At 70.0% G+C, this 23420-nt stretch carries 26 protein-coding genes; 11 read left to right on the top strand and 15 right to left on the bottom strand.

The features are described from left to right. The first annotated feature begins 360 nt into the window (after nucleotides 1-360). Nucleotides 361-759 (top strand): GlcG/HbpS family heme-binding protein, encoded by a 399-nt coding sequence (locus H508_RS0103815; RefSeq protein ID WP_026373087.1) that lies wholly within the window; start codon nucleotides 361-363, stop codon nucleotides 757-759. 7 nt (nucleotides 760-766) lie between these two features. On the opposite strand, the gene H508_RS14380 is transcribed toward H508_RS0103815, so the two are convergent. From H508_RS14380 to H508_RS0103785, 7 genes are all read right to left on the bottom strand, one after another. After that, the gene (locus H508_RS14380) at nucleotides 767-1375 is read right to left on the bottom strand and encodes a hypothetical protein (RefSeq protein ID WP_051222628.1); all 609 of its coding nucleotides are present in this window, start codon (nucleotides 1373-1375) and stop codon (nucleotides 767-769) included. Nucleotides 1376-1421: 46 nt separating this feature from the next. Continuing rightward, nucleotides 1422-1943 (bottom strand): hypothetical protein, encoded by a 522-nt coding sequence (locus H508_RS0103805; RefSeq protein ID WP_026373086.1) that lies wholly within the window; start codon nucleotides 1941-1943, stop codon nucleotides 1422-1424. A 249-nt stretch (nucleotides 1944-2192) separates the two neighbouring features. After that, nucleotides 2193-2789 (bottom strand): 4Fe-4S single cluster domain-containing protein, encoded by a 597-nt coding sequence (locus H508_RS0103800; RefSeq protein ID WP_026373085.1) that lies wholly within the window; start codon nucleotides 2787-2789, stop codon nucleotides 2193-2195. Continuing rightward, a complete protein-coding gene (locus H508_RS0103795) occupies nucleotides 2786-3406 on the bottom strand; it encodes a ComEA family DNA-binding protein (protein WP_156905972.1) in 621 nt (206 codons plus the stop codon). Before H508_RS0103795 ends, H508_RS0103800 begins: the two co-directional genes overlap by 4 nt. 40 nt (nucleotides 3407-3446) lie before the next feature. Further along, complete coding sequence (locus tag H508_RS14375; protein ID WP_035253742.1) at nucleotides 3447-3662, bottom strand: hypothetical protein; 216 nt, start codon at nucleotides 3660-3662, stop codon at nucleotides 3447-3449. 1 nt (nucleotide 3663) lies between these two features. Then, nucleotides 3664-4089 carry a hypothetical protein gene (locus H508_RS0103790; RefSeq protein WP_026373083.1) on the bottom strand — a complete coding sequence of 142 codons (426 nt, stop codon included), beginning with the start codon at nucleotides 4087-4089 and terminating at the stop codon, nucleotides 3664-3666. Between the two features lie 3 nt (nucleotides 4090-4092). After that, complete coding sequence (locus H508_RS0103785; protein WP_245569436.1) at nucleotides 4093-5640, bottom strand: AAA family ATPase; 1548 nt, start codon at nucleotides 5638-5640, stop codon at nucleotides 4093-4095. Between the two features lie 301 nt (nucleotides 5641-5941). Here H508_RS0103785 and H508_RS14370 point away from each other — a divergent pair, with 301 nt between their 5' ends. From H508_RS14370 to H508_RS17325, 5 genes are all read left to right on the top strand, one after another. Then, entirely contained in the window at nucleotides 5942-6457 is a 516-nt protein-coding gene (locus H508_RS14370; protein ID WP_051222626.1) for a hypothetical protein, read from the top strand. A gap of 144 nt (nucleotides 6458-6601) precedes the next feature. Next, the gene (locus H508_RS0103775; protein ID WP_026373081.1) at nucleotides 6602-7366 is read left to right on the top strand and encodes an HNH endonuclease family protein; all 765 of its coding nucleotides are present in this window, start codon (nucleotides 6602-6604) and stop codon (nucleotides 7364-7366) included. A gap of 149 nt (nucleotides 7367-7515) precedes the next feature. Continuing rightward, nucleotides 7516-8967, top strand: coding sequence for a phytoene desaturase family protein (locus tag H508_RS14365; protein WP_051222621.1), 1452 nt, complete (start codon nucleotides 7516-7518; stop codon nucleotides 8965-8967). Between the two features lie 68 nt (nucleotides 8968-9035). Further along, nucleotides 9036-10277, top strand: coding sequence for a Fic family protein (locus H508_RS14360; protein WP_035253738.1), 1242 nt, complete (start codon nucleotides 9036-9038; stop codon nucleotides 10275-10277). A 98-nt stretch (nucleotides 10278-10375) separates the two neighbouring features. After that, nucleotides 10376-11899 (top strand): lipase maturation factor family protein, encoded by a 1524-nt coding sequence (locus H508_RS17325; RefSeq protein WP_035253736.1) that lies wholly within the window; start codon nucleotides 10376-10378, stop codon nucleotides 11897-11899. Nucleotides 11900-12009: 110 nt separating this feature from the next. On the opposite strand, the gene H508_RS17320 is transcribed toward H508_RS17325, so the two are convergent. Together H508_RS17320 and H508_RS0103750 are read right to left on the bottom strand one after the other, a co-directional pair. Next, on the bottom strand, nucleotides 12010-13146 hold the full coding sequence (locus tag H508_RS17320) for an FUSC family protein (protein WP_026373079.1): 1137 nt from the start codon (nucleotides 13144-13146) through the stop codon (nucleotides 12010-12012). 46 nt (nucleotides 13147-13192) lie between these two features. After that, nucleotides 13193-13408: a hypothetical protein gene (locus H508_RS0103750; protein ID WP_026373078.1), complete on the bottom strand. Its 216-nt coding sequence runs from the start codon at nucleotides 13406-13408 to the stop codon at nucleotides 13193-13195. A 138-nt stretch (nucleotides 13409-13546) separates the two neighbouring features. On the opposite strand from H508_RS0103750, the gene H508_RS0103745 reads away from it, so the two are divergent. Continuing rightward, entirely contained in the window at nucleotides 13547-14353 is an 807-nt protein-coding gene (locus tag H508_RS0103745; protein WP_026373077.1) for a serine hydrolase, read from the top strand. 55 nt (nucleotides 14354-14408) lie between these two features. Here the strand turns inward: H508_RS0103745 and H508_RS0103740 are convergent, their stop codons facing one another. Then, on the bottom strand, nucleotides 14409-14600 hold the full coding sequence (locus H508_RS0103740) for a hypothetical protein (protein WP_026373076.1): 192 nt from the start codon (nucleotides 14598-14600) through the stop codon (nucleotides 14409-14411). A gap of 541 nt (nucleotides 14601-15141) precedes the next feature. Here H508_RS0103740 and H508_RS0103735 point away from each other — a divergent pair. Both H508_RS0103735 and H508_RS14355 read left to right on the top strand, forming a co-directional pair. After that, entirely contained in the window at nucleotides 15142-15666 is a 525-nt protein-coding gene (locus H508_RS0103735; RefSeq protein WP_156905971.1) for a hypothetical protein, read from the top strand. 356 nt (nucleotides 15667-16022) lie between these two features. Next, nucleotides 16023-16493 (top strand): hypothetical protein, encoded by a 471-nt coding sequence (locus tag H508_RS14355; protein WP_051222619.1) that lies wholly within the window; start codon nucleotides 16023-16025, stop codon nucleotides 16491-16493. Here the strand turns inward: H508_RS14355 and H508_RS14350 are convergent. Beyond that, a complete protein-coding gene (locus H508_RS14350) occupies nucleotides 16490-16741 on the bottom strand; it encodes a glycine zipper domain-containing protein (protein ID WP_051222617.1) in 252 nt (83 codons plus the stop codon). The two genes, H508_RS14355 and H508_RS14350, sit on opposite strands and share 4 nt — an antisense overlap. 71 nt (nucleotides 16742-16812) lie before the next feature. Here H508_RS14350 and H508_RS0103720 point away from each other — a divergent pair, with 71 nt between their 5' ends. Next, nucleotides 16813-17796, top strand: coding sequence for a Gfo/Idh/MocA family protein (locus H508_RS0103720; RefSeq protein ID WP_026373074.1), 984 nt, complete (start codon nucleotides 16813-16815; stop codon nucleotides 17794-17796). Nucleotides 17797-17822: 26 nt separating this feature from the next. Here the strand turns inward: H508_RS0103720 and H508_RS0103715 are convergent, their stop codons facing one another. Next, nucleotides 17823-18107 (bottom strand): DUF2277 domain-containing protein, encoded by a 285-nt coding sequence (locus H508_RS0103715; RefSeq protein ID WP_026373073.1) that lies wholly within the window; start codon nucleotides 18105-18107, stop codon nucleotides 17823-17825. Nucleotides 18108-18264: 157 nt separating this feature from the next. Here H508_RS0103715 and H508_RS0103710 point away from each other — a divergent pair, with 157 nt between their 5' ends. Continuing rightward, a complete protein-coding gene (locus tag H508_RS0103710) occupies nucleotides 18265-19878 on the top strand; it encodes an HNH endonuclease signature motif containing protein (protein ID WP_026373072.1) in 1614 nt (537 codons plus the stop codon). 28 nt (nucleotides 19879-19906) lie between these two features. On the opposite strand, the gene H508_RS0103705 is transcribed toward H508_RS0103710, so the two are convergent. Genes H508_RS0103705 through H508_RS0103695 form a run of 3 tightly spaced genes read right to left on the bottom strand, consistent with a single transcriptional unit; the run spans nucleotide 19907 to nucleotide 23411 of the window. After that, nucleotides 19907-20752 (bottom strand): transglutaminase family protein, encoded by an 846-nt coding sequence (locus H508_RS0103705; RefSeq protein WP_026373071.1) that lies wholly within the window; start codon nucleotides 20750-20752, stop codon nucleotides 19907-19909. After that, nucleotides 20749-21678, bottom strand: a complete 930-nt coding sequence (locus H508_RS0103700) for an alpha-E domain-containing protein (protein WP_026373070.1) — start codon at nucleotides 21676-21678, stop codon at nucleotides 20749-20751. Before H508_RS0103700 ends, H508_RS0103705 begins: the two co-directional genes overlap by 4 nt. After that, nucleotides 21678-23411 carry a circularly permuted type 2 ATP-grasp protein gene (locus H508_RS0103695; protein ID WP_026373069.1) on the bottom strand — a complete coding sequence of 578 codons (1734 nt, stop codon included), beginning with the start codon at nucleotides 23409-23411 and terminating at the stop codon, nucleotides 21678-21680. Before H508_RS0103695 ends, H508_RS0103700 begins: the two co-directional genes overlap by 1 nt. Nucleotides 23412-23420: the final 9 nt, after the last annotated feature.

Here is a 23420-nt window from a genome sequence, read left to right as displayed (position 1 = left end):
CTCTCTGTCAGCCCCGACAGGTGCAACGCCTACATGACAAAAGGGCACACGAAGACTCCTGCCAGGAATCTTCGTCTTGCCCTGTGCGAGCGACCATACACGGCGTTCAGGGCCGATGCAAAAGTCTCGGGCCACGCGATGAAGATCTCCGATCGCCGCGGATCCACGATCCCGTCGCCACTGGGACGGGCCGCCACCCGCGTGAGTCGCTGCAGTACGCGCGTCTTCGGCGGGTGGCCCTCGCCCCCTCGGCGCTGGCGGGTCGACAGGCCGCACTGCTTCACTCAGGCAGACCAGGGAGCGCGACCCGTGCGCCGGGCCGTGCAACGCATCCGTCATCGCCGAAGAAGAGGGAGCACCATGAACGTCACGCTCGAGGACGCCCGCCGCATCATCGCGGCCGCCGAGGCGAGGGCCGATGAGATGGGCCAGCCGATGAACATCGCCGTCGTCGACGCCGGCGGCAACCTCGTCGCCCACGTGCGGCAGGACGGCGCCTGGATCGGCAGCATCGACATCTCGATCAGCAAGGCGTGGACGTCGCGCGCGTTCGACATCACGACGAAGGACCTCGGCGACAACGCGCAGCCGCAGCAGCAGTTCTTCGGCATCCACACGACGAACGGCGGCAAGGTCGCCATCTTCGCCGGCGGCGTGCCGCTCATGCGAGACGGTCAGGTCGTCGGCGCGGTGGGCGTGAGCGGCGGCTCGGGCGAGCAGGACCACTCGGTCGCAGAGGCGGGCGCTGCCGCCTTCTGACGCGGCGTCAGGCCGCGAGCGCACCACCGCAGTCGCGGCAGGTCGGCGCGACAGGCACCACCATGAAGCAGTGCGGGCAGGTGGTCTCACGCATGCCGCTGCTGGCCGCGGGCGCGGCCTTCGGGGTCGTCGCGCGAGTGCGGGCAGGCCGCTCGGCGCGAGCGGGGCGGGCCGCTCGGGCGGCGATGGCCGGCAGCGGCGCGAGCACCGTCGCGGTGCCGCCGTCGTCGGGCATCGCAGCGCCGAAGAATCGGTAGCACTCGAGCCGGTCCTCGGCTGCGATGCGCTCGCGCGTGCGGGCGTCCGTTCCAGCCGGCACGCCGGCATAGTCCTCCGCGACGAGGAGCTCGGCCGTCACGCACAGCGACGTGAGCCGGGGCTCGCCGCGTCGTTCCGCATCCGTCGCCACCGCGCCGAGCACGCGCGGGATCCACTCCTCCGGCGGCTGGTTCGTCGTGATGCCGGTGCGCGCCTGCACGCGGCCGCTCAGCGCCTGGAAGGACATCCACGCTCCGTACTCGCCGGCGGTCTCGATGAGCGCGTCGCGCGCGGCGGGCCACCACCTGCGGATGGCGTCGGCTTGCGAGACGTACTTCCCGTTGGCGAGCTCTGGCATCCCTCAACCGTATCGACGGCGGGCTGGAGGGCGCGCCGAGGTCGCGCTACGGATTGACGACGGGAGGCGCGACGCGCGGCGCATCCTGGCGAGGCCTCGCCATCGCGATCATCCACTCGACGACGAGCGCGAGCCAGCCGGCGAGCCAGGCGATCGCGGCCACTCCCGCGATCGCGTTCGAGATGTCGTTGACCGGCGAGTCGACGCCCGTCTGGCCGGCGACGAGCGCGAGCGTCGAGGCGACGGACTCGCTCGTGTCGCCGCTGTCGACGACGGTGAAGCCGGCGACCATCACGCCGATCGACGTGAGCCACGCCCAGATGATCGCCCTCGTGCGGTGCCCTGGCGCGCGGAGCGCCCCGCGACGGCGCAGCATGCTGACCGCGGCGGTGATGACGGCGGCGTAGCCGAGCAGCCAGATCGGGAACGAGAAGAACATCCCGACGAGCAGCCAGCCGCCGGTCGGCAGCTTGAGCGCGATCGCGACGAGCGGCGCGATGACGGCGACCCAGCCGGCGGCGACGAGCGCCGCATCGGAGCGAGTGGATGCGTGACCCTCGGTGTGCATGCCGCAAGCGTGCCGCATGGACGCTCGAAGGAAGCCGTCGTAGCTCCGCGAGCAGCGTCTCGTCGCGTGCACAGACCGCGAGCAATCCCGAGCGTCGCGTACCCGACTACCTCGCGTCGATCGTGAACTGCTCCGCTTCCCGTTTGATAAGCAGCGCATCTGATCGCGCTCCTATGGCTGGCGGTAGCTTGCTGCCCGACGAGCGCAGTTCTTAGAGCGAAGCGAGCGACGTGCGAGGCAGATCCCGTACTACGGGCGCCGCCGCCGGCCCAACGTGCGTTGCAACGACGCCACGCCCGGTGCGTCGGTGAACCCAGCGACGTCCACCTGACCCGTGATTGCCAAACGAACTTCGATCCGGTTGCGAGTGCTTTCGATGCTGGTGCGATAGCGCTCGGTTAGGTGGATGAACCTCTGGTTGGTCGATCCGACGAGAGGTCTGGATCGTTCGGCGCGGTCCGCAATGTAGGGGCCATCAACGAGGAGGTCGATGTGCTCGATCAGCGAGCGCGCATCGGCGCTCCGAGCTACGAGAGTCTCGTACTCGTAACCGGTAAAGCAGATGACTCCCAATCCTTGTTCGCTTGCGACGCGCGCCAGCGCGGCGGCCGCAGGCGCTTGGTCGAAGGGTTCACCCCCTATGAACGTAAGGCCCTCGTCACCGGCTGCGACTGCACTGGCGACGATGTCGGAGCTATCCACCAGAGCCCCGCCGTCCGCACGAAAGAGGTGCGGGTTCACGCAGCCCCGGCACCTAATGGTGCAGCCCTGGAACCAAACCGCAGTGCGGACGCCCGGCCCCTCAGCGACGGTCGAATTGAGGACTCGCGCTATACGAACCTTCACAGGTCGAGACGCCGACCGGAGGAGGGAGTGGTGGAGCTGCGTGAGTTCCGTCGAAGCGCCACCAGTTGCGTGCGAACCATCGCGAATCGATGGGGAGGCAGGTCAGCACGAGAGATGAGGTCCGTGACCTGCGCGTAGTCCCCGCCCAAGGCGCGCGCCCGAACAACCGCGTCCGCCTCCTCGGCTGCGAGGCCAGCTGCGACGAGGGCGTCCACATCTGCCGAGTTGATGTCAATGGGATCACGCTGACTGATCTCTGTTGCCTTCAACTCGCGTCCAGCGTGCTCCTGAGCCGAGGGTGGCTTGAGCGGCGCCGGCGTAGACGTGCTATCGCTTCTCCTGTACGCGCGATGGCGCAGCCAAGCCTTGTTGGTCAGCGCACTATGAACTACCCCTGCGGCCCAGAAGGCGATGAGCACTCCACCGACCCAGGTGTTTTCCGGCTCCTCCTTGGTACCGGTGGGAACCGCCGACACTAGATACATCAGCGCGATCGTCGCGACAAAGTACGCGACGGCGTACGTCAGCCACAGCTTGCGCTTCGCCCGCAGCCCGATGAACAGGAAGCCAATCCATGTTCCCAGGCCGACTGCGATGACGGGGGCGACCAGCCACACAGAGTGCAACGTCTTCCACCTCGGGCTACACAGTCTTTCCTCAGGCGTCATAACCCTGCACTCCTTCGGTGATGCGCGACTGTTGTTCGACGGATGTCCGCGCGAACTGTTCTGTTGCGCGGGACTCGACCACCAACGCACCGGGCGAGAGACGTCGAGCAGTGTCAATGTGGCCCAAGCACGCCTCGCCCGGCGCATCTTGAATCTCGGTACGAATCGTGCCGTCGGCATCTACAGTCATCACGAATTTCGCCATCTCAAGCCTCCTCAAAGACGAGGCGGACTTGTCCGCCCTCGTCCCGCTGCTCGATCAGGCGCAATCCCATCTCCGTTGCTTGTTGCATCGCACGCTGCACACCTCGCATCTGTGCAATTCGGCCCGCTGCAGCGTCAAACACCTTGATCATTTCGAGCGTCACCTCATCACTCGCCCCGTCGACACGAGCGAGATAGACTTCGCCGATCTGCCGGAACAACGAAGGGCCCCAAGGTGTTCGTGCGCAGACGAACTCATTGCCCTGATCGAGGATCTGCCAGTCGAGCACCGTCAATGCTTCGACGACGAGAGTGCGATCCGCGACGATGGTCGCCCGGCACCTCTCACAGAGCGACGATGCCCGCGCCATCCGGCGCGCGGCCACGGCAGCGATCCCGATCGGGATGAGGACGAGTTCGACGCTCACGGTTCAGAAGTCGATCTGGCGACCGCCGCGCCATTGCGAGATGTCCTCGAGGCGGTCGCCGCTGTAACTATTCCGATGGCTGTTCGCCGTTGCCGATACCGCGCGGCTCGAAGCCCATTCTCGGATTGCGGTGATTTGCTCCGCCTGCGTCACGGATAGCGGAACAGTGGTTTCGATCGCGCGAAGCAGGTCCCCCTGCAGCACGGCCCGGTCTTCCGAGAAGGCATCGAAGCATGCTGAGATCACCGCCTGGGCTATCTCAGCGCCAGAGAAACCCTCTGAGGCCTGCGCCAATAGGTCGACTAGTTCGTTGTCGATGTTGAGCGCTCCGGCGGCTCTCGACGGGGGAGCGAGCCGCTTCTGAAGATGCAGCGACCAGATCGTAAGGCGCTCTTCGAGCGTCGGCAGGTCGACGAAGAACACCTCATCAAACCGGCCTTTGCGTAGGAATTCAGGGGGAAGTCCGTCGATCTTGTTGGCGGTCGCGATGACGAACACCGAGTTCTTCTTTTCTTGCATCCATGTAAGGAACGTGCCGAAGACCCGCGTGCTGGTGCCAGAGTCGCCTCCCCCTTGACTACCGAATCCTTTTTCAATCTCGTCTATCCAAAGGATGGACGGCGAGACAGCTTCGGCGAGCCGCAATGCCTGCCTCATGTTGCTCTCGCTCGAGCCGACGAGGCCTGAGAACATCCGGCCTACATCCATCCGAAGCAGTGGCAGCTGCCAAGCGGTTGCGACGCATGATGCAGTCAGCGATTTGCCACAACCCGGCACGCCAGTGATCAGCGCCCCCTTCGGTGCCGGGATACCCCAGTCTGCCGCCGCGCCCATCCAGGCCCCGTCACGCTTCTTGAGCCAACGCTTCAAGTTCTCCAAGCCGCCAACATCCTCGAGTGAGCCGGCGGGCTCAATCAGCTCGAGGAGCCCGGACTTGCGGATCGTTTGACCCTTCTCCTCCAAGACGACCGCGATGTCGTCCTCATCAAGCCGACGGTCGTTGACGATTGCCCGCGCGAAGGCGTTCTCCGCTTCACCAAGAGTGAGGCCCTGCGCGGCCTGCACGAGTTTGTGGCGGCCCTCAGCGTCAAGCGCAACCTCTATGGCTTGAGCGTTTGCCTCGATCATCCCGTCCAGCACGTCGCGAATCTCACTCGCGTCGGGGAGAGGAAGGTCGACAAGCGTCGCTTCCTTCTCAAGGTCCGCGGGAAGTGCTAGAACGGGCGACACCAAGACGAGCGTGTGTTGGACACGACCGGTGCGAAACGCCTGCGCGGCGTCGAGCAGCGCGCGAACGGTCCTGCCGGATCCAGGCCGACCTTCGGAGCCAAGTTCATGGTGCACGTCAAAGAAGACGTAGATCGTCGGTTCAGTCGCTTTCGCTGCCTGGACGAGCGCCGCCTCAAGGGGTAGGGGCGAGCCGGACTCGCCGGGTGCATGTAGACCGTTCGTCAACGTGAACTGGATGACCCGACGCTGGGTTCTCAGCCCTGGACTGACGGCCACCTTTCCCATGAGAGTGACGACGCGATCGCCCTCCTGCGTCTCCACGACGAGGATCGGGTGGCGAGCTTTGATGTACTCGGCAACATTGCTGAGGAACCGTGATGAGGTGGACAACGTTTGGGAACCGATCTCTTCGCGAGCGTCAAGTCATCGCATGCTATCCACCCGATCGCAAGCAGCGGGCTTTGGCTGACGCGTCGAACCGATCGACCCGAGCACCTTCAGCGGCCGTCTCGTCGCCGAACACGCGAGGCGAGCCAAGACTCCGGTCGCAGGCGCTGTCGCCCTCAGCCGCTCACCAGCCGCCATCGGTACCGTTTCCCTCGAACCGCGACCGGAGGCGACCATGAACGACGCAGCGCGAGCCGACGCATCCGCCGACGCCCACGGAAACCTCTCGACCTACCTGAACGAGCATCTGCTCGCGTCCGAGGGTGGTGTGAAGGCGTTCCACGCGGCGGCGAGGACGTTCGAGGGGACACCGCACGAGCAGGTGCTCGTCGCACTCGCCGAGGAGGTCGATCGCGATCGGCGCGACCTCGCGAAGATCATCCAGCAGCTCGGCTACCGGCCGAAGGGCTGGAAGCGCGCGCTCACGCTGCTGCTCCGCGCCGGCGGGAGCGTCAACCCGGTCAACCTGCTGCGAATGCGGCGCAGCTCGATGACGCAGCTCGAGCTCGACTTCCTCACGGGCGCCGTGCGCGGCAAGCTCTCGATGTGGCAGGCGCTCATCGAGCTGTCGGCGACCGACTCGCGCTTCGACCGGGCGCTGCTCGACGACCTCGTGCGGCGGTCGGAGCACCAGATCGCCGAGGTGCAGCGGATCAGCCACGAGACGGTGCGGGAGCGGTTCGCCGGCTGACGCGCGGCGCGCGGGCCCGCTCGGCCGGTCGCCCGGCGCGCGTGCATACGATGGCGCGGACGGAACAGCCGCCGCGGTCCCCAGCCGCCTGTCGGCGCGACGATCGCTCGTTCGCGCCCGGCGCCGCCTCGAACGGAGATCGCCATGCCGCCAGCCCAACGGCACGCGCCATCGCGCGCGGCGCGCGTTGTTGCCGCCGCAGCCCTGCTCGGCACCGTGCTGCTGACCGGCTGCAGCGCCGCCGGTGCGCTCACCGTCGAGCCGCCGACGCGAGCGACCGCGCTGCCGGCCCCGACGCCGAGCGCCGCCCCGGCGACGCCCGCGGCGACGGCTGCGGCACCCGAGCCGAGCGCTCTGCAGGCGACCGCGGCCGCGCTCGACGTCATCGACGAGTCGATCGAGATCCCGCCCTACCGCCGTGCCGACTTCGGTGACGGATGGGTCGACGTCGACCGCAACGGATGCTCGACGCGGCAGGACATCCTGCAGCGCGATCTCGAGGGCGAGGCGCTCGCCGACGACGGCTGCACCGTGCTGACCGGCACGCTGCCCGCCGACCCGTACACGGGCGCGACGATCGACTTCGCGCACGACCGCATCGGCGGCGACAGCCAAGCGGTGCAGATCGACCACATCATCAGCCTCTCGGCGGCGCACCGCGGCGGCGCGTGGGAGTGGAGCTTCGACGAGCGCGTCGCGTTCGCGAACGATCCGGCGACGCTCCTCGCCGTCGACGGGCCGACGAACTCGACCAAGAGCGATCGCGGGCCGTCGGACTGGATGCCGGAGGATCCGGCGTTCTGGTGCGAGTACGCGGCTCGCTACACGAGCATCGCGCACGACTACGCGCTCGCCGTCTCGAGCGAGGACAAGCGGATGCTCGTGGACGTGCTGGAGGCGTGCGGCTGAGGGTCTCGATACGCCCGCTGCGCGGGCTACTCGACCAACGCGCTGAGGTGGAGGCCGCGTGCGGGTTGTGGGCGTAGCCTGCCCGCGCAAGGCTTGCGACGTGCCCGGCCGGGCCGACGCATCCGCTCGTCACGATCTCGGGAGGCCGCATGACCAGCGCTGTCGTCGTCGGGGCGGGGCCGAACGGCCTCACCGCCGCCGCGGTGCTCGCGCGCGCCGGGCTCGAGGTCACGGTGCTCGAGCGGAATGAGACGATCGGCGGGGCGAGCGCGTCGATCCCGGCGTTCGGCAACCAGGCGATCATCGACCCGGGCGCATCCGGACACCCCTTCGGCATCACGAGCCCGGCCTTCCGCTCGCTCGGGCTCGAGCAGCACGGGCTCGAGTGGGTGCACGCCCACTACCCGATGGCGCATCCGCTGCCGGGCGGTCGAGCGGCGATCCTGCATCGCGACGCCGAGCAGACCGCGCGCGAGCTCGGCGTCGACGCGAAGGCGTGGCTGCGACTGCACGCGCCGGCGACCGAGGATCCGAATGCGACCGCCGAGGCGATCCTCGGGCCGCTGCTGCGGTGGCCGAAGGACCCGGTGCTGCTCGCGCGCTTCGGGCTGCGCGGTGCGTGGCCGGCGACGCTGCTCGCCCGCTCGGTCTTCCGCTCGGGCGCCGCGCAAGCCCTCTTCGCCGGGTCGGTGACGCACGCCACGCTGCCGCTCGGGCATCCGCTCACGAGCGCGTTCGGCGTCGCGTTCGGCGGCGTCGGCCACTCGGCCGGGTGGCCGTTCGCCAGGGGCGGGTCGCAGTCGATCGCGGATGCCCTGGGTCGCGTCATCGAGGCACACGGCGGCCGGATCGAGACCGGCGTCGACGTCGCCGACCTGCGCGACCTGCCGCCGGCCGACCTCGTGCTACTCGACCTCACCCCGCGGCAGCTGCTGCGCGTCGCGCACGGCCGCATCGAGGGGCTCTACGCGAAGCGGATGGAGACGTGGAAGTACGGCCCGGCGGTCTCGAAGCTCGACCTGCTGCTCGACGGACCGGTGCCGTGGGAGGACGAGCGCGTCGGCCGCGCCGGCACCGTGCACCTGAGCGGCACGCTCGCCGAGATCGCGCACGCCGAGCGCGAGGTCGCGCTCGGCCGCATGCCGGAGCAGCCGTTCGTGCTTGCGACGCAACCGAGCGTCGCCGATCCCGAGCGAGCGCCCGCGGGGCGGCACACGCTGTGGGCCTACGCGCACGTGCCGCACGGATGGCCTGGGGACGCATCCGATGCCATCGAGGCGCAGATCGAGCGCTTCGCCCCCGGCTTCCGCGACCGCATCCTCGAGCGTCGGCCGATGACGCCCGCGGCGCTCGAGCTGTGGAACCCGAACCTCATCGGCGGCTCGATCGGCGGCGGCACGCTCGCGGGCACGCAGCAGCTCGCGCGGCCCGTGCTCGCGAACCCCTACCGCGTGCCGATGCCGGGCCGGATCTTCCTGTGCTCGTCGTCGGCACCGCCGGGCGGCGGCGTGCACGGCATGAGCGGGTGGCACGCGGCGCACGCGGCGCTCAAGGAGATCGGCGTGCACGAGACTGTCATGAGCGACGGAACTCTCGGCTAGTTAAGAAACCTTCAACAGGTGGATGACTTATTCAGGGTTTCATGCGAAAACTTTAGTAACGTGGGTGTATGAGCAAGGTTGCCGGCGGAGCCTCGGCCCCACCCATCGCCTCATGGCCCCCTCTCGAGTACGAGACGGCGCGTTGGCAGGTCGATGAAGATTCTGGGCTCTCGCGCCGCCAAGCCGAGCTGAACCGGGGCGACTTCCAGGCTGCGGTCGTGCCTCATGTCTCGGAGCTCGAGGTGCGCCTGCCTGCCGACCTCGCCGCTGACCTCGACGAAGCGACCGGTGCGCTCGTGCGTCTCGATGCACACGCCGATGAGCAGCTTCGAGGCGGAGCAGAGATCGCTCCGCTGCAGTCGATCCTCCTGCGCACCGAGAGTGCGTCGTCGTCGCAGATCGAGGGCCTGACGGCGAGCGCGAGGAAGCTGGCCCTGGCCGAGATCGGTGAGGAGACCGGCACCAACGCGATGCAGGTGCATGGGAACGTCCGCGCCATGGACGCGGCGCTGCGCTTGGCTGAGCGGCCGGGCGTTGCGAGCATCCTGGAGATGCACCGGGCGCTCATGCGGGGACAAGATCGGCACACGCCGGGAGCCTTCCGCGCCGAGCAGGTGTGGATCGGCGGTGGAGCGGGGCCCCGAACCGCATCGTTCGTGCCGCCGCTCCATCAGCGCGTCGCAGCCGACATGCAAGATCTCGCGGCATTCATCGAGCGCAACGACCTCCCTTCACTCGCGCACGCGGCGCTCGCACACGCGCAGTTCGAGACGATCCACCCCTTCACCGACGGCAACGGCAGGACCGGGCGCGCGCTCGTGCATGCGATGCTGCGACGCGCGGGCACCACCCGTCGTGTCGCCACGCCTATCTCTGCCGGGCTGCTGACTGACCCGGAGGGCTACTTCACTGCTCTGACCGCCTTCCGCCAAGGCGACGCTCGACCCATCCTGGAGACCTTTGCTCGCTCTGCCAGGCAAGCGGCATCATTCGGCACGAGTCTGATCGATGGGCTCGCCGAAGCCCGCGCGTCGATGCGGGATCGAACGACTGCACGGTCCCATTCGTCGGCTTGGCCGCTGATCGACCTGCTCATAGGACAGCCGGTCGTGAACACGAAGTTCGTGATGCAGCGGCTTGGGGTGTCCGCCCCCACCGCTGGCGCGGCACTTGCCCGGCTCGAGGAGGACGGCGTGCTGCGACAGACGACGGCCGGTCGCAGGAACCGGGTATGGCAGAGCGACGACGTGCTCGGCGTTCTCGACCGCCTTGCAGAGCGCATACGGCGGGCGTCGTCCGGTCGCGCCTGAGCTCAGCTGTCCGCGAGCAGGCATCGCGCCCACCGGGCTCATTGCCGTCCGGATCGCGAGACGTCACGCTGGTTGTGGTCGCAGGGGAGGAGCGAGTCATGGTCGGGCTGGAGTGGCTGGAGTGGCTCGACGCCCCGCACGCCGAGCTCGCGAGGCAGGTGCTGCAGCGCGGCACCGCAGCGATCTTCGCGATCGCGTTCCTCTCGACGCTCCTCCAGTTCCCCGCGCTGCTCGGCGAGCGCGGCCTGCAGCCCGCCCCGCGCTACATCGCCGCCGGCGGTCTCGAGGGCGTGCCCAGCATCTTCCGGTGGCACTACTCCGACCGGTTCCTGCGCATCCTCTGCCTCGTCGGCATCGCGATCTCGCTCGCCCTCGTCACCGGCTTCCTGCAGTCGGGGCCGCCGTGGGCGCCGATGCTCGCCTTCCTCACGCTCTGGATCGTCTACCTCTCGATCCTGCCGATCGGGCAGACGTTCTACGGCTTCGGCTGGGAGCTGCTGCTGTGCGAAGCGGGCTTCCTCGTCGCGTTCCTCGGCTCCGACGACCACGCTCCCCCGGCGCTCACCATCCTGCTGATCGTGTGGCTCGTCTTCCGCCTCGAGTTCGGCGCGGGCATGATCAAGCTCCGCGGCGGCAGCGAGTGGCGCGACCTCACGGCGCTCATGTACCACCACGAGACGCAGCCGATGCCGGGCCCGCTCAGCCGCCTGGCGCACCTCGCGCCCGCGTGGTGGCACAAGCTCGAGGTGCTGGGCAACCACTTCGCGCAGCTCATCGCGCCGTGGGTGCTCGTCGTCGCGGTGCTCGGTTCGGTGGCCGCCGGCGCGATCGGCCGCGAGGGGCCCGCCGCGGGCATCTCGCTCGCGTTCGCCGCGGTCGCGACCGTCGCCGCTGCGGTGATGATCCTCACGCAGGGCTGGCTCGTCATCACCGGCAACTTCGCATGGCTCAACTGGATCACGATCGTGCTCGGCTTCGCCGCCGTCGACGATCGCGTCGTCGCGCGGTTCGTGCCCGCCTGGCCGTCGACGCGCGAGTACGAGCCGACGCCCGTGTGGTTCGGCATCCTCACCATCGTCCTCTTCGTCGGCTACGCGTGGCTGTCGATCCCCTCGGTGCGCAACCTCTTCTCGCGCCGCCAGCTCATGAACGCGTCGTTCAACCGCTGGCGGCTCGCGAACGCCTACGGCGCCTTCGGCACCGTCACGAAGCAGCGCGACGAGATCGTCATCGAGGGCACGCTCGAGGCGGAGCCGCGCGACGGCGACTGGGTCGAGTACGAGTTCAAGGGCAAGCCGGGCGACGTGCGGCGCGTGCCGGGCTGGTTCGCGCCGTACCACCTGCGGCTCGACTGGCTCATGTGGTTCCTCGCGCTCGGCGCGCGCGGGCCGTGGTTCCGGATGCTGCTCGTGCGCCTGCTGGAAGCCGACCGGCCTACCTTGCGGCTGCTCGCGCGAGATCCGTTCGGCGGACGTCGCCCCACGTGGGTGCGGGCGCGCGTCTACCGCTACCGGTTCGCGACGCGGGAGGAGAAGCGCGCGACGGGGCAGGTGTGGATGCGCGAAGGCGGAGCGCTGCTCGTCGCGCCGATGCGGGGCTCGGCAGTCGTCGGCGACGACTGACGCGTCGCGGCGGCACCCGGGTCAGCAGATGTGTGGCGATCGGCGCTCATCGCCCGCTATTCAGCGCGGATCGCCACACATCTGCGTGCCAGGAACGTGCGCGACGGCGGCTACGGGCTCTGCACCTGCGACGCAGCGGATGCCGCCTCGCGATCGATGCGGCTGCGGATCGCCCGCAGGGCGAACACGACCGCGGCGAGACCCGACTCAGGGCGGGCCCGGGTGACCGCTTCCTCGTAGAGGGCGTCGATCGCCTTGGCCGACGCATCCGACGCCTGCTCGATGCCGTCGAGCTCCTCCCACGCGCGCAAGTGCGCGGCGAGGGCGTCGATCGCGTCGGCGGCGACCTGCCGCTCGGCCTCGTCGATGCTCACCGCGACCGGCTCGGCCCACGCGGCGCTCGAGAGCGCGTCGAGCACATCGATCGCCCGGTGCACCACCGCCCGCAGCGCCGCGACGGCCTCGGCGTCGCGCTCGACGTCGTGCGGGCGGAACTTCGCTCGCGGGTTGAGCCGACGGCTCTCGCGAGCCTCGCGCACGTCGTCGGCGAGCGCATCCACCCAGCCCTCGAGCTCGGCGCCCCAGCCGGCCCAGTCCTCGCGCTCCGGCGGCCACTCGCCGCGGAGCGTGTCGGCGAGCTCCTCGAAGCGCTCGGCGAGCTCGAGCACCGCCGAGTTGATGCGTCGGTGCGCCTCACGGTCCCAGAGCGGCGGCCGCGCGAGCGCATTGACGAGCACGCCGACGACGAGCCCGAGCGTGAACTGGCCGACGTAGCCGGTCGCGTAGCCGTCAGGGTCAGCGCCGCCGAAGAGGATGACGAGCACCGCGACGACCGGCACGACGCTCGCGCCGATGCCGAGCGTCGCCGCGCCCTGCAGCACGACGCCCACCGCGCCGATGATGCCGATCTTCGCGAGCGCCGGGATGTCGATCCACAGCATCGCCATTCCGAGCGCGGCGCCGAGCACGAGACCGAGCGCCTGCTGCAGCGCGGCGCGCGCGATGGTGAAGAACGTGGTGCCGACGGTGATGAAGGCGCCGAGCGGAGCCGCGTACGCGTAGTCCGAGAGCCCGTCCGGCAGCGCCGCGCCGATCGCGAGCGCGACCATCGCCGCGATCGCGGTGCGCACGGCGATCGCGATGCGGTCGGGCGGCAGCCAGCGGTAGAGCGCGCGCTTGGCCTTCGGCGCGATGGATGCGGCGCGGCTCTCCGGCGCGCCGGCAGACGATGACGACGGGCGGGCCATGCGGCCACGGTAGCCGCGCCGCCTGCGGGCGAGCGGAGGGCGCCGGTCAGGCGGCGCCGGTCGCGAGCGCCGACTCGCGCTGCCGGCGCTGTCGGCGCTGCCGCAGGATGACGACGACGGCGGTCGTGACAGCGCCGAGCACGCCGGGCAGCGCGAGCGCGAAGAAGGGGTTGCCCAGCTGCAGCGCGGCGAAGACGGCGCCGCCCACGGCGCCGAGGGCGATGAGGATCATGGCGAGGATGGCGGCGAGTTCGCGGTGCATGACTCCGACGCTACGGAACGGCGCTGCCGAGCGGATCAGGCGGGCGGCGGAGCTGCAGACTCCCCCGGGCGGGTGAGTCGAGGGCGCCGCCCCGGCAGCTGCGCTCGCATCTCGCACTTCTTCGTAGACTCCCGAACGATGACCCAAGCGCATCCGCCCCTCACCGACAGCGCGACCTGGTCGGTGCTCGTGCGCGACGTCGCGAGCGGCGAGGCGCTCCTCTCGCGCTCGCCCGAACTCGAGCTCTCGGCTGCCTCGGCGTCGAAGCTGCTGCTGCTGGTCGCGAGCGCGGTGCTCGCCGAGCGCGGGCAGCTCGACCTCGACGAGCGGCTCGACCGGTCGAGCGTCGAGCCGGTCGGCGACTCCGGGCTGTGGCAGCACCTCGCCCAGCCGACGCTCACCGCCGACGACGCCGCGATGCTCGTCGGATCCGTGAGCGACAACCTCGCGACCAACGTGCTGCTCGAGCGGATCGGGCTGGATGCGGTCGAGAGCGTGCGCGCGGAGCTCGGCATCGCGGGGGTTCACTTGCACGATCGCGTGCGCGACCACCGCGGACCGGGGGATCCCGCCCGGCTCGGCACCGCATCCGCCTCAGGGCTGACGGGGCTCATGGCGCGACTCGCGACCCGGACGCTCGGGTCGGCCGCGGTCAGCGAGCGGGTGCTCGGGTGGCTGCGCCACTCGGTCGACCTCAGCATGGTCGCCGTTGCATTCGGCAAGGATCCGCTCTCGCATGGCGTCGAGGCGGATCTGGCGAGGATCGTGAACAAGACCGGCACAGACGCCGGTGTCCGCGTCGATGCGGGACTCGTGCTCGGCCCCGGCCGCACGCTCGCCTACGCTGCGCTCGCGAACTGGGTGCCCGAGACGGACGCGACCGACGCGGTGCTCGCCTCGATGCGCGGGCTCGGTGCCGAGCTGCGCCGGCTCGTCGCGGCGTAGCGGGGCAACGAGAAGCGGGGCCGACCCCGAAGGGACGGCCCCGCCGTGGCTGCGGTCATCGCAGCAGGGAGCGCGCGAGCGCGTCGAGGGCGAGCTGCTCACGAGCGGCGAGCGCCGCCTCGTAAGCCTCGGCCTCGCGTCGCTGCTCCTCGAGCTGCTGCGCCTTGAGGGCCCAGCGCTCGAGGTGGCGCGATGCGTGGAGTGCGAGCCGGCGCGGAGCCGGCAGCACCAGCGTCGAATTCGACATGGTCGTTCTGCTTTCTGGCATGGCGATATCGCCCCGTCGATGGGCGCGAGATATCGCACGGTGAATTGTGTGGGAATGGCGCGCTCGAAGCACTCGGATGACGAATGCGGATGCGCGGAGTGCGGCGGGAGCAGAGCGGCCGGCAAGTGGTCCGGGCGCCGTGCAGCTGCCGTGATCAGCGTGCGGTGAAGGGAGGAGACGCAGGGCTCAGAAGCCTGCTGTGGCGTGGCAAGTGCGAGTCCATGGTGGACTCGGCAGCCGTCGGCCCGTGCGCTCCGCCGCTAGCAGACCCCGCCAGCGAGGAGGGTCCCAGCGGGAATCATGTCGGTGATGAACATCGCGAGCTCCTCCTTTCAGCTTGGCGTGGAAGTTCGCGGTCACGAAGGTATAACGGTCGAGCCAAGAAGCGCAAGTCCATTCGCGACATTTCTCCGACCGAGTTTCTATTGGGGGACATAAGCGAGTGTCTGACTCCCACCGTCGCCCGTGCGCCTGTGGAGAGCACTGTCGGCGGCGGAGCCGGCTCGCGTACTCTGCCCGCATGCTTCGAAGGCTGGCTGGTGGCGCCGCACTTGTGCTGGCCGCCATCACACTGAGTGGCTGCACCCAGCCCATGCCCGAGGTTTCGGAACCGGCCCCCACCACGACGTCGACAAGTCAGCCTCCGCCGACGACGGAGCAAGCTCAGAGCACCTTCGAAGCCTTCTACGCGGCGGTCGACGCGCAGTTCGCTGCAGGCGTCGCTTCTGCAGACGCGCTCAGCGAGCATGCGACTTCTGACTTAGCCGAGCGATGGGCGGGCTTCATTCGGGAAGACTTGGCGGCAGGTCAGGTGAGTCGCGGAGTTCTCGAAGTGACCGCCATAGAGGCGGAGGAAGTCGTGGTCGACGGCATCCGCGTGCGACTATGCACCGACGGTCGGAACATCGTCACGACCGACCCGCAGGGCTTGCGGATCCCGCCATCCGGTCTGGTCGCGTGGTCCGCCGAGTTCGAAGATTCCGATAGCGGGCTGCTGCTGGCCAACCTGCAGCCGCTGCAAGACCAGTCGATATGCGGGCTCTAGCACTCGCGGTAGGCGCCACGCTGGCGTTGATGTACTCCGCCGGGTCTGGCGGCGGTGCATGCGACGAGCTCGACCTCGCCAACGGCGCGTGCTTCATCGACCCGGCCACAGGCGAGCTCGTTGTCGGCGGATCCTTGATACATCCCGGCATCGGGCCCGCGGAGCCAGGCGCCGGAGAAGGCGAGGCGATCATCGCTGCGCCGAACCCTGAAGCGGAGCGCGCTTGGCGGGCATACCTTCAAGCGCTCCACGACCGATGTATCGATATGGGCGAAGATCCAGCGGAATGCCCGCCACCGCCTCCTCCGCCGGGCGAACCGCTCGACCCGGTAGCTCAGCCGGTTGACCCCATCACGATGAGCGACCTCGCGGCCTTCCGCCCGCTCGTCGGTGAACTGATCGTCGAGCCCGACGGCTGGGGCGTCGTCGGCACACCGACCAACTTCTACGCGACCGCCGAGACGCACACGATGAGCGGCGAGCTGTTCGACGTGCCGATCGAAGTGCGGTGGACGCCGACCTCGTACGTGTTCGACTACGGCGACGGGACCTCGGAGACGAGCGACGCATCCGGAACCCCATGGCGAGGCCCCGAGGAGTCGTGGACGGAGACGAGCACGAGCCACACGTATGCGTCCCGCGACGACGTGACCGCATCTCTCACCGTCGTCTTCACCGCTGAGGTCGACGCGGGCGGCGGCTGGTTCCCGGTGCCCGGCACACTGCCGGTGGCGGCGCCGAGCGTGCCCGTGAAGGTCTTCGAGGTCGGCACGGTGCTCACCGATGGAGACTGCATGGCCAACCCGACGGCGGCCGGCTGCGGCTAACCTCGCGGCGGCACGATGGGGTCATCGGGCGAGTCAGGGGCGTCGTCGCCGCTAGTCGGTTCGTCGCCTCCCGTCTCCTCACCCTTGCCGTCCTGCGCCGCCCCGAAGGCCGCGCCGAACGCGATGCCGATGCCCATGCCGATCGCGATGCCGAGCGCGAGGTTGTCCATGGCGACGCCGATCCCCGCGCCGACGGCGAGGCCGATCGCGATGCCCGCGCCGAACATCCCTGCTCGCTTCTCGTTCATGCACGTCACGCTACGGAGCGGCACCCGCGCGCGCCTCCCTCCACCGTCGGAGATCGCACTAGGGTCTCCGCATGACGACCTCCTCCCCCGGTTGGGGCATCCTCGGCGCCGGGGGCATCGCCGGCGCCTTCGCCCGCGACCTCGCGACCGCAGGCATGCGCACGGTCGCGGTCGGGAGCCGCGACGGCGAGCGCGCCCGCGGATTCGCTGAGCGGCACAGCATCCCGAACGCGCATGCTAGCTATGAGGCGCTCGTCGCCGACCCCGAGGTCGACGTCATCTACGTCGCCACCCCGCACTCCCACCACCGAGAGCACGCGCTGCTCGCGATCGAGGCGGGCAAGCACGTGCTCGTCGAGAAGGCCTTCACGACCAACGGCGACGACGCGCAGGCGGTCGTCGACGCGGCTCGTGCGAAGGGCGTCTTCGCCATGGAGGCGATGTGGACCCGATTCCTCCCCACCATGGTCGCGGTCCGCGAGCGCATCGCCGCCGGGGAGCTCGGCGACGTCCTGAGCGTGCAGGCCGACCACTCGCAGATGCTCGACCTCTCCCCCGGCAGCCGCCTCATCGAGGCGGCGCTCGGCGGCGGCGCGCTGCTCGATCTCGGCGTCTACTGCGTGTCGCTCGCGCATGCGATCCTCGGGCCGGTCACGCGCATCCAGGCCTCGGGCGTCGTCGACGGCTTCGGCGTCGACCACCGCGGCTCGGCGATCCTCGAGCACGCGAACGGCGGCATCTCGACGCACACCTTCTCGATGATGACGCTCGGCTCGAACCGCGCGACCATCGCCGGCACCGACGGCGTCATCGAGCTCGACCCCGCGTTCTACGCGTGGACGCGCTACCGCCGCAGGCACGCATCCGCCCACTCGACCGCTGTGGAGGAGTTCGAGCCGCAGCTCGTCGGGCGTGGGATGCAGTTCCAGGCGGCCGAGGTCGAGCGCTGCATCGGCGAGGGCCGGCTCGAGAGCGAGCTGATGCGGCTCGACGAGACGGTGGCGATCATGCGCGTGATGGACGAGATCACCGAGCGGATGCGTTCGGGCGCGTAGGCGCGGCGCTCACGGCCGCGCGGCGGCTACTCGACGAGCGCCGCCTCGCGCTCCGCGATGCGGGCGCGCACCTCGGGCCGCCGCAGCGGCGGGACGGTCTTCGGCGGCTGTCGTCGATTAGGCAGGTCGTCGAGCAGGTGCTGCGTCATGTGCGCGACCTCAGCGACCGCCCGCTCGAACGCGTCGCGAGTGCGGTCGGTCGGATGCGTGATGCCCGAGACCTTGCGGACGTACTGACGCGCAGCGGCCTCGATCTCCTCGTTGTTCGCGGCGGGCTCGAGGCCGCGGAGCTCGGTGATGTTCCTGCACATGCAGGCAGGGTAGGTCCGGTCGTCGAGCCGCGCCAGAGACCGGTGCTCGGGGACCTCGACGGCGGGCGCTCGAGTTCTCCACAGGCGGCCCCGCACCGACCCGCCGCGTGGGTAGCCTTCGATAGTCTGTGCGGAACAGAGATTCGAGGAGGCAGCGATGTCGACTACCGAGCAGGCCGCGGCAGCGATCCGCGCCGCCCGCGCCGTGCTCGACGACCTCGCCTCCATCTCCCACGCCCCACGCCAGGAGGTCGTCGATCTGCTGAGCCAGACGGCAGAGCTCGCCCGCATCGTCGACGCGCAGCGCGTTCGGCTCGCCGGCGAGATCGAGCAGCGCTCGAAGGGGCCGGAGGAGTCGTCGATCTGCGCGCTGATGGGCAAGCGCAACCCGAAGGAGGCCGTCGCCTCGGTGTTCGGCATCCGTGTGGGTCAGGCGACCGAGCTGCTCACGATAGCCCGGGCGACCAGTCGATCGGTCGGCATCAGCGGTGGCACGGTCGAGGCGCCCTTCCCGCTCGTGGCCGCGGCGCTCGACGCGGGCGCGATCTCGCTCGCGCAGGTCCGTACCATCGTCTCCGAGCTCTCACCAGCGGCCCCGAGGGCAGATCTCGAGCAGCTCGCCTGGGCCGAGCGCGAGCTCGTCGAGGCGGCGACCGACGTCGCAGCGCCGCTCGTCCCAGAGCTGCTCGCCGTCCGCGCGAAGGCGTTCGTCACGGTGCTCGATCCCGACGGCGTGCTGCCGAACGCGGAACGGCAGTACGCGCAGCGCGACCTGCGCATCTGGCAGCGGCAGAACGGCATGTGGCACTTCGAGGGCGACTCCCCGGCGGAGCCCGGCTCGCAGTTCAAGGCCATGCTGGATGCGTACACCGCGCCGCGCGCGAAGGTGCGGTTCGTCGACGACACCGAGGCCGACGATGGAGCCGAGGCCGACATCGACACCCGCTCGCTCGGGCAGAAGCGGCACGACGTGCTCATGGGCCTCGTCGCGGCGCACGCGGCGTTCGACGACGCTCCCCTCGCTGGTGGTGCGCCACCGCGCATCGTCCTCAACGGCACCATCGAGGCGTTCGACGCGTACATGCAGAACGCGGAGCACCGCGATCGCACCCTCACGATCGAGCACACCGGCGACCTCGTGCCCGTCGAGGCGCTCGGGCGACTGCTGTGCGAGGCAGTCGTGCAGCGCGCCGTCGTGGACGAGCGCGGTCACGTGCTCGACCTCGGTCGCGAGCAGCGCCTCTTCACCAAGCCGCAGCGCATGGCACTCGCCGTCCAGTACGAGGGCTGCGCGACGCCTGGCTGCCACATGCCGGTCGCCTGGACCGAGGCGCACCACGTCGTGTGGTGGAGTCGAGGCGGGCCGACCGACACCGAGAACGGGATCCTGCTCTGCACGCACTGCCATCACGAGGTGCACGCGGGCCGGCTCCTCGTCGTCGGCACGCCGGGCGACTGGCGCGTCGTGCCGCAGCTGCGGCCGAGCGATCCCTATGCCCGTGCCGTTCGCACCGGCGAGCCGCTGCGCGCGATCACCACCGGCGCGGCCACCGCACCAGCTGCCGCCGCGGCATCGCTCGCGGTGAAGCTGCCGGACCTGCCGCCGCCTTCTGCGCCCTCGACGGTGGTTCGGCCGCCGCGCGGTGGACGGAGGGCGAGCGCATCGCTCACGGAGCGCAGGCTGCTGCACCGCCTGGGCGACAGGCGCAGGGGCCCGAGGTGCGCCGTCGCCGACTTCCACGGTCGACGCAACCTCGTGCGGCGCACCTGATCGGTGCACGGGCCGAGCCGGCCGGGGCTCAGCTCTCCCTCGTGATCTCCACCGAGACGAACAGCTCGCTCTTGCCCGCTCCGGCGTAGACGCCGCGCAGCGGTGGCACGTCGTTGTAGTCGCGGCCGAGGCCGACCTTCACATGGCGGTCGCCGATGTCGATGAGGTTCGTCGGGTCCCATGCGTTCCACTCACCGGTGAACCACTCGACCCACGCGTGCGACTCGCCCCGGATCGTCTCGCCGATCACCGGCTCGCGCTTCGGGTGCAGGTAGCCCGAGACGTAGCGCGCCGGGATCCCGACCGAGCGCAGCGCCCCGATCGTGATGTGCGCGATGTCCTGGCACACGCCCTTGCGGTTCTCCCATGCCTCGGAGGCCAGCGTGTGCACGTGCGTGACGCCCGACATGTACTCGATCTGCTCGCCGACCATCCGGGCGATCGCCGCCGCCGCGGCGCCCGGCGTCTCGGACGCATCCGCGATCTCCCGCGCCGACGCCACGAGATCGGCCGACGGGCGCGTGCGCCGCGTCTGCCCGAGCTGCTCGACGTACTGCGTCGCTCGCGCCGCGACCTTCTCGAGCTGCTCCCACGAGAGCTCGTGCCCGCCGGTGAGCCGCGGCCGCACCTCGACGAGGCTCGTCGCCGTCAGCTGCAGCTCGGTGTGCGGCGCGAGCACGTCGAACGACACGACTCTCGTGCCCCAGTAGTCGTCGTAGGTGTTGACCGAGGTGCTCGGGCGCACGTCGAGGTTCGAGTAGATGACGAACTGGCCGTCGCTCGTCGACGGCAGCATGCGCGACTCGTTGTAGGAGGCGACGACGGGCCGCTCGTAGCGGTAGCCGGTGGTGTGGCGGATGCGGAGCCGGCTCACGAGGCCTCCCTCGTCCAGGCGGGCAGGTTGTGGGTCGGGAAGTAGCGCTCGCGCACCGCGTGCGACACGGCCGTCGTGGTCGACTGCACCTTGTCCATCACCGTCGGCAGGCGCTCGATGATCTCCTGGATGGGCGTGAACTCGAGCTCCGCGCGGATCTGCCCGAGCATCCGCTGGGCCGGGTCGACGTAGCCGACGCGGTCGTGCCTCGGCTCGATGTCGTGCAGGCAGTCCTCCGCGCCCCGGATCGAGAACAGGATCGAGCGCGGGAACAGGCGGTCGAGCAGCAGGAACTCGGCCGCGTTCGTCGACGAGGGCACGCCGCGGTAGGTGCGCAGGTAGGCCTCGTAGGCGCCGACCGAGCGGAGGATCGTCGTCCACGACGGGCCGGACGCCTCGGTGAGCGCTCGCGTGGCGAGGAGCCGCGCGACCATGTCGGCGCGCTCGATGAAGCGGCCGAGGTTGAGGAAGCTCCACGCGTCGTCGCGGCTCGCGGTCGAGTCGGCCATGCCGCCCGCGAGCGCCGCCCGCTCGCGCACCCAGCCGAACATGACGTGCACCTGCTCGGGGCTCACGCGCCGCGGCATGTTCGCGTAGGTCGCGTTGAGCACCTCCCACAGCTCGGTCGAGATGATCTCGCGCGCGCGCCGCGCGTTCTCGCGGGCCGCGTTGACGGAGTAGGCGATCGACGCCGGCTGCGAGCGGTCGGTCGCGAGCGTGTTGACGACGTCGACGCGCGTCAGCTTCCGCTCGGGCGGGGCGTCGTGCCCCATGACGCCGAGGAGCGCGCGGCACGCGGTGTCCTCGTCGACCGCGACGTCCTCGAGCAGCAGCTGGAGGTAGACGTCGAGGATGCGCGCGGTGCCGTCGGCGCGCTCGATGTACCGGCCGATCCAGAACAGGCTCTCGGCGATGCGGGAGAGCATCATCGGGGGTCACCTCCGTCGACGGGGCGTCTCGATGCGCCGGCTTCGCCGGCTGCTCGACGAGCGGCTGAGGGCTCGTCGCGCTGCGACTGCTGCTGCTGCTCGGCCTGCGTCGACTTCGAGGTCGGCGCATCCTGCGGCGACTGATCCTGCGGGTGCTCCCCCGCCGCCGCGGCCGCGGCGGCAGCCGCCGTGACGAGCGGGATGGGCCGCGTCATCGGCTCGCCCGAGGCGCCGAACTCAGCGTCGTGGTCGATGATCGGCAGCTGCTCGCGCGGCCCGGCGAGCACCCACGTGTCCTTCGAGCCCCCGCCTTGCGAGGAGTTCACGACGAGCTGTCCCTCGGGGAGCGCGACGCGCGTGAGCCCGCCCGGCAGCACCCACACATCCTTGCCGTCGTTGACGGCGAAGGGGCGGAGGTCGACGTGACGCGGCCGCATGCCGTCGTCGACGAGCGTCGGGATGGTCGAGAGCTGCACGACGGGCTGCGCGATCCAGCCGCGCGGGTCATCGAGCAGCCGCTGCTTGAGCGCCTCGAGCTCCTCGGGCGTCGCGTCGGGACCGACGACGAGCCCCTTGCCGCCCGAGCCGTCGACGGGCTTCACGACGAGCTCGTGCAAGCGGTCGATGACCTCCTCGAGCGCGCCCGGATCCTCGAGCCGCCACGTGTCGACGTTCTTGAGGATCGGCTCCTCGGAGAGGTAGTAGCGGATGAGGTCGGGCACGTAGGTGTAGACGAGCTTGTCGTCGGCGATGCCGTTGCCGACCGCGTTCGCGATCGTCACGTTGCCGAGCCGCGCGGCGAGCATGAGGCCGGGGCTCCCCAGCATCGAGTCGGCCCGGAACTGCAGCGGGTCGAGGAAGTCGTCGTCGACGCGGCGGTAGATGACGTCGACGCGCGCAGGCCCCTCGGTCGTGCGCATGTAGACGCGGCCGCCCGACGTGAACAGGTCGCGGCCCTCGACGAGCTCGACGCCCATGAGGCGCGCGAGCAGCGTGTGCTCGAAGTAGGCGGAGTTGTAGACGCCGGGCGTGAGCACGACGACGCGCGGGTCGTCGACGCCCGCGGGGGCGGCGGCGCGCAGCGCGTGCAGCAGCTTGTCGCAGTAGTCGCCGACCGGCCGCACGCGCATCGACGAGAACATCTCGGGCAGCGTCTGCGCGATCACGCGGCGGTTGGAGATGACGTAGCTGACGCCCGACGGCACGCGCACGTTGTCCTCGAGCACGCGCCACTCGCCCTCCTCGTCGCGGATGAGGTCGATCCCCGAGACATGGATGCGCACCCCGTTCGCGCCGACGACGCCGGCGGCCTGGCGGTGGAAGTGCGTGGATGTGCTGATGAGCTTCGCGGGGATGATGCCGTCCTCGACGGCGCGCTGCGGGCCGTACATGTCGGCGAGGAACGCCTCGAGCGCGCGCACGCGCTGCTGCACGCCCGACTCGACGTGCTTCCAGTCCTCCGCGGTGATGATGCGCGGGACCGCGTCGAGCGGGAACGGCCGCTCCTCACCCGCGAAGTCGAACGTCACGCCCTGCGCGAGGTAGGAGGTGGCGAGCGCGTCGGCGCGAGCGCGGAGGTCGTCCTTCGACATCTCCGAGAGCGCGTCGTACAGCGGCTTGTAGGGGCCGCGAGCGTCGCCCTTGCGCTCGAACATCTCGTCCCACGGCGTGCCCTGCCGCTTGCGGGGCACGGCGAAGGGCTTGTCGTAGTCGTCGAAGAGGTCGCCCATGGCGCGAGC

It is taken from the genome of Agrococcus lahaulensis DSM 17612, from assembly GCF_000425105.1.
Taxonomy (GTDB): domain Bacteria; phylum Actinomycetota; class Actinomycetes; order Actinomycetales; family Microbacteriaceae; genus Agrococcus; species Agrococcus lahaulensis.
Note: the sequence above shows the minus strand (reverse complement) of the source record. Positions and strands in the feature narration are given on the sequence as shown.

Bases quoted from the DNA above. Each gene is read 5' to 3' on its own strand.
- H508_RS14370 (WP_051222626.1), top strand. From the start codon at position 5,942: ATGAACGACGCAGCGCGAGCCGACGCATCCGCCGACGCCCACGGAAAC.
- H508_RS0103745 (WP_026373077.1), top strand. From the start codon at position 13,547: ATGACCCAAGCGCATCCGCCCCTCACCGACAGCGCGACCTGGTCGGTG.
- H508_RS17320 (WP_026373079.1), bottom strand. From the start codon at position 13,146: ATGGCCCGCCCGTCGTCATCGTCTGCCGGCGCGCCGGAGAGCCGCGCC.
- H508_RS0103720 (WP_026373074.1), top strand. From the start codon at position 16,813: ATGACGACCTCCTCCCCCGGTTGGGGCATCCTCGGCGCCGGGGGCATC.
- H508_RS14360 (WP_035253738.1), top strand. From the start codon at position 9,036: ATGAGCAAGGTTGCCGGCGGAGCCTCGGCCCCACCCATCGCCTCATGG.
- H508_RS0103815 (WP_026373087.1), top strand. From the start codon at position 361: ATGAACGTCACGCTCGAGGACGCCCGCCGCATCATCGCGGCCGCCGAG.
- H508_RS0103715 (WP_026373073.1), bottom strand. From the start codon at position 18,107: ATGTGCAGGAACATCACCGAGCTCCGCGGCCTCGAGCCCGCCGCGAAC.
- H508_RS0103805 (WP_026373086.1), bottom strand. From the start codon at position 1,943: ATGCACACCGAGGGTCACGCATCCACTCGCTCCGATGCGGCGCTCGTC.
- H508_RS0103775 (WP_026373081.1), top strand. From the start codon at position 6,602: ATGCCGCCAGCCCAACGGCACGCGCCATCGCGCGCGGCGCGCGTTGTT.
- H508_RS14365 (WP_051222621.1), top strand. From the start codon at position 7,516: ATGACCAGCGCTGTCGTCGTCGGGGCGGGGCCGAACGGCCTCACCGCC.
- H508_RS0103735 (WP_156905971.1), top strand. From the start codon at position 15,142: ATGCTTCGAAGGCTGGCTGGTGGCGCCGCACTTGTGCTGGCCGCCATC.
- H508_RS0103695 (WP_026373069.1), bottom strand. From the start codon at position 23,411: ATGGGCGACCTCTTCGACGACTACGACAAGCCCTTCGCCGTGCCCCGC.
- H508_RS0103710 (WP_026373072.1), top strand. From the start codon at position 18,265: ATGTCGACTACCGAGCAGGCCGCGGCAGCGATCCGCGCCGCCCGCGCC.
- H508_RS14375 (WP_035253742.1), bottom strand. From the start codon at position 3,662: ATGGCGAAATTCGTGATGACTGTAGATGCCGACGGCACGATTCGTACC.
- H508_RS17325 (WP_035253736.1), top strand. From the start codon at position 10,376: ATGGTCGGGCTGGAGTGGCTGGAGTGGCTCGACGCCCCGCACGCCGAG.
- H508_RS0103700 (WP_026373070.1), bottom strand. From the start codon at position 21,678: ATGCTCTCCCGCATCGCCGAGAGCCTGTTCTGGATCGGCCGGTACATC.
- H508_RS14350 (WP_051222617.1), bottom strand. From the start codon at position 16,741: ATGAACGAGAAGCGAGCAGGGATGTTCGGCGCGGGCATCGCGATCGGC.
- H508_RS14380 (WP_051222628.1), bottom strand. From the start codon at position 1,375: ATGCCAGAGCTCGCCAACGGGAAGTACGTCTCGCAAGCCGACGCCATC.
- H508_RS14355 (WP_051222619.1), top strand. From the start codon at position 16,023: ATGAGCGACCTCGCGGCCTTCCGCCCGCTCGTCGGTGAACTGATCGTC.
- H508_RS0103740 (WP_026373076.1), bottom strand. From the start codon at position 14,600: ATGTCGAATTCGACGCTGGTGCTGCCGGCTCCGCGCCGGCTCGCACTC.
- H508_RS0103750 (WP_026373078.1), bottom strand. From the start codon at position 13,408: ATGCACCGCGAACTCGCCGCCATCCTCGCCATGATCCTCATCGCCCTC.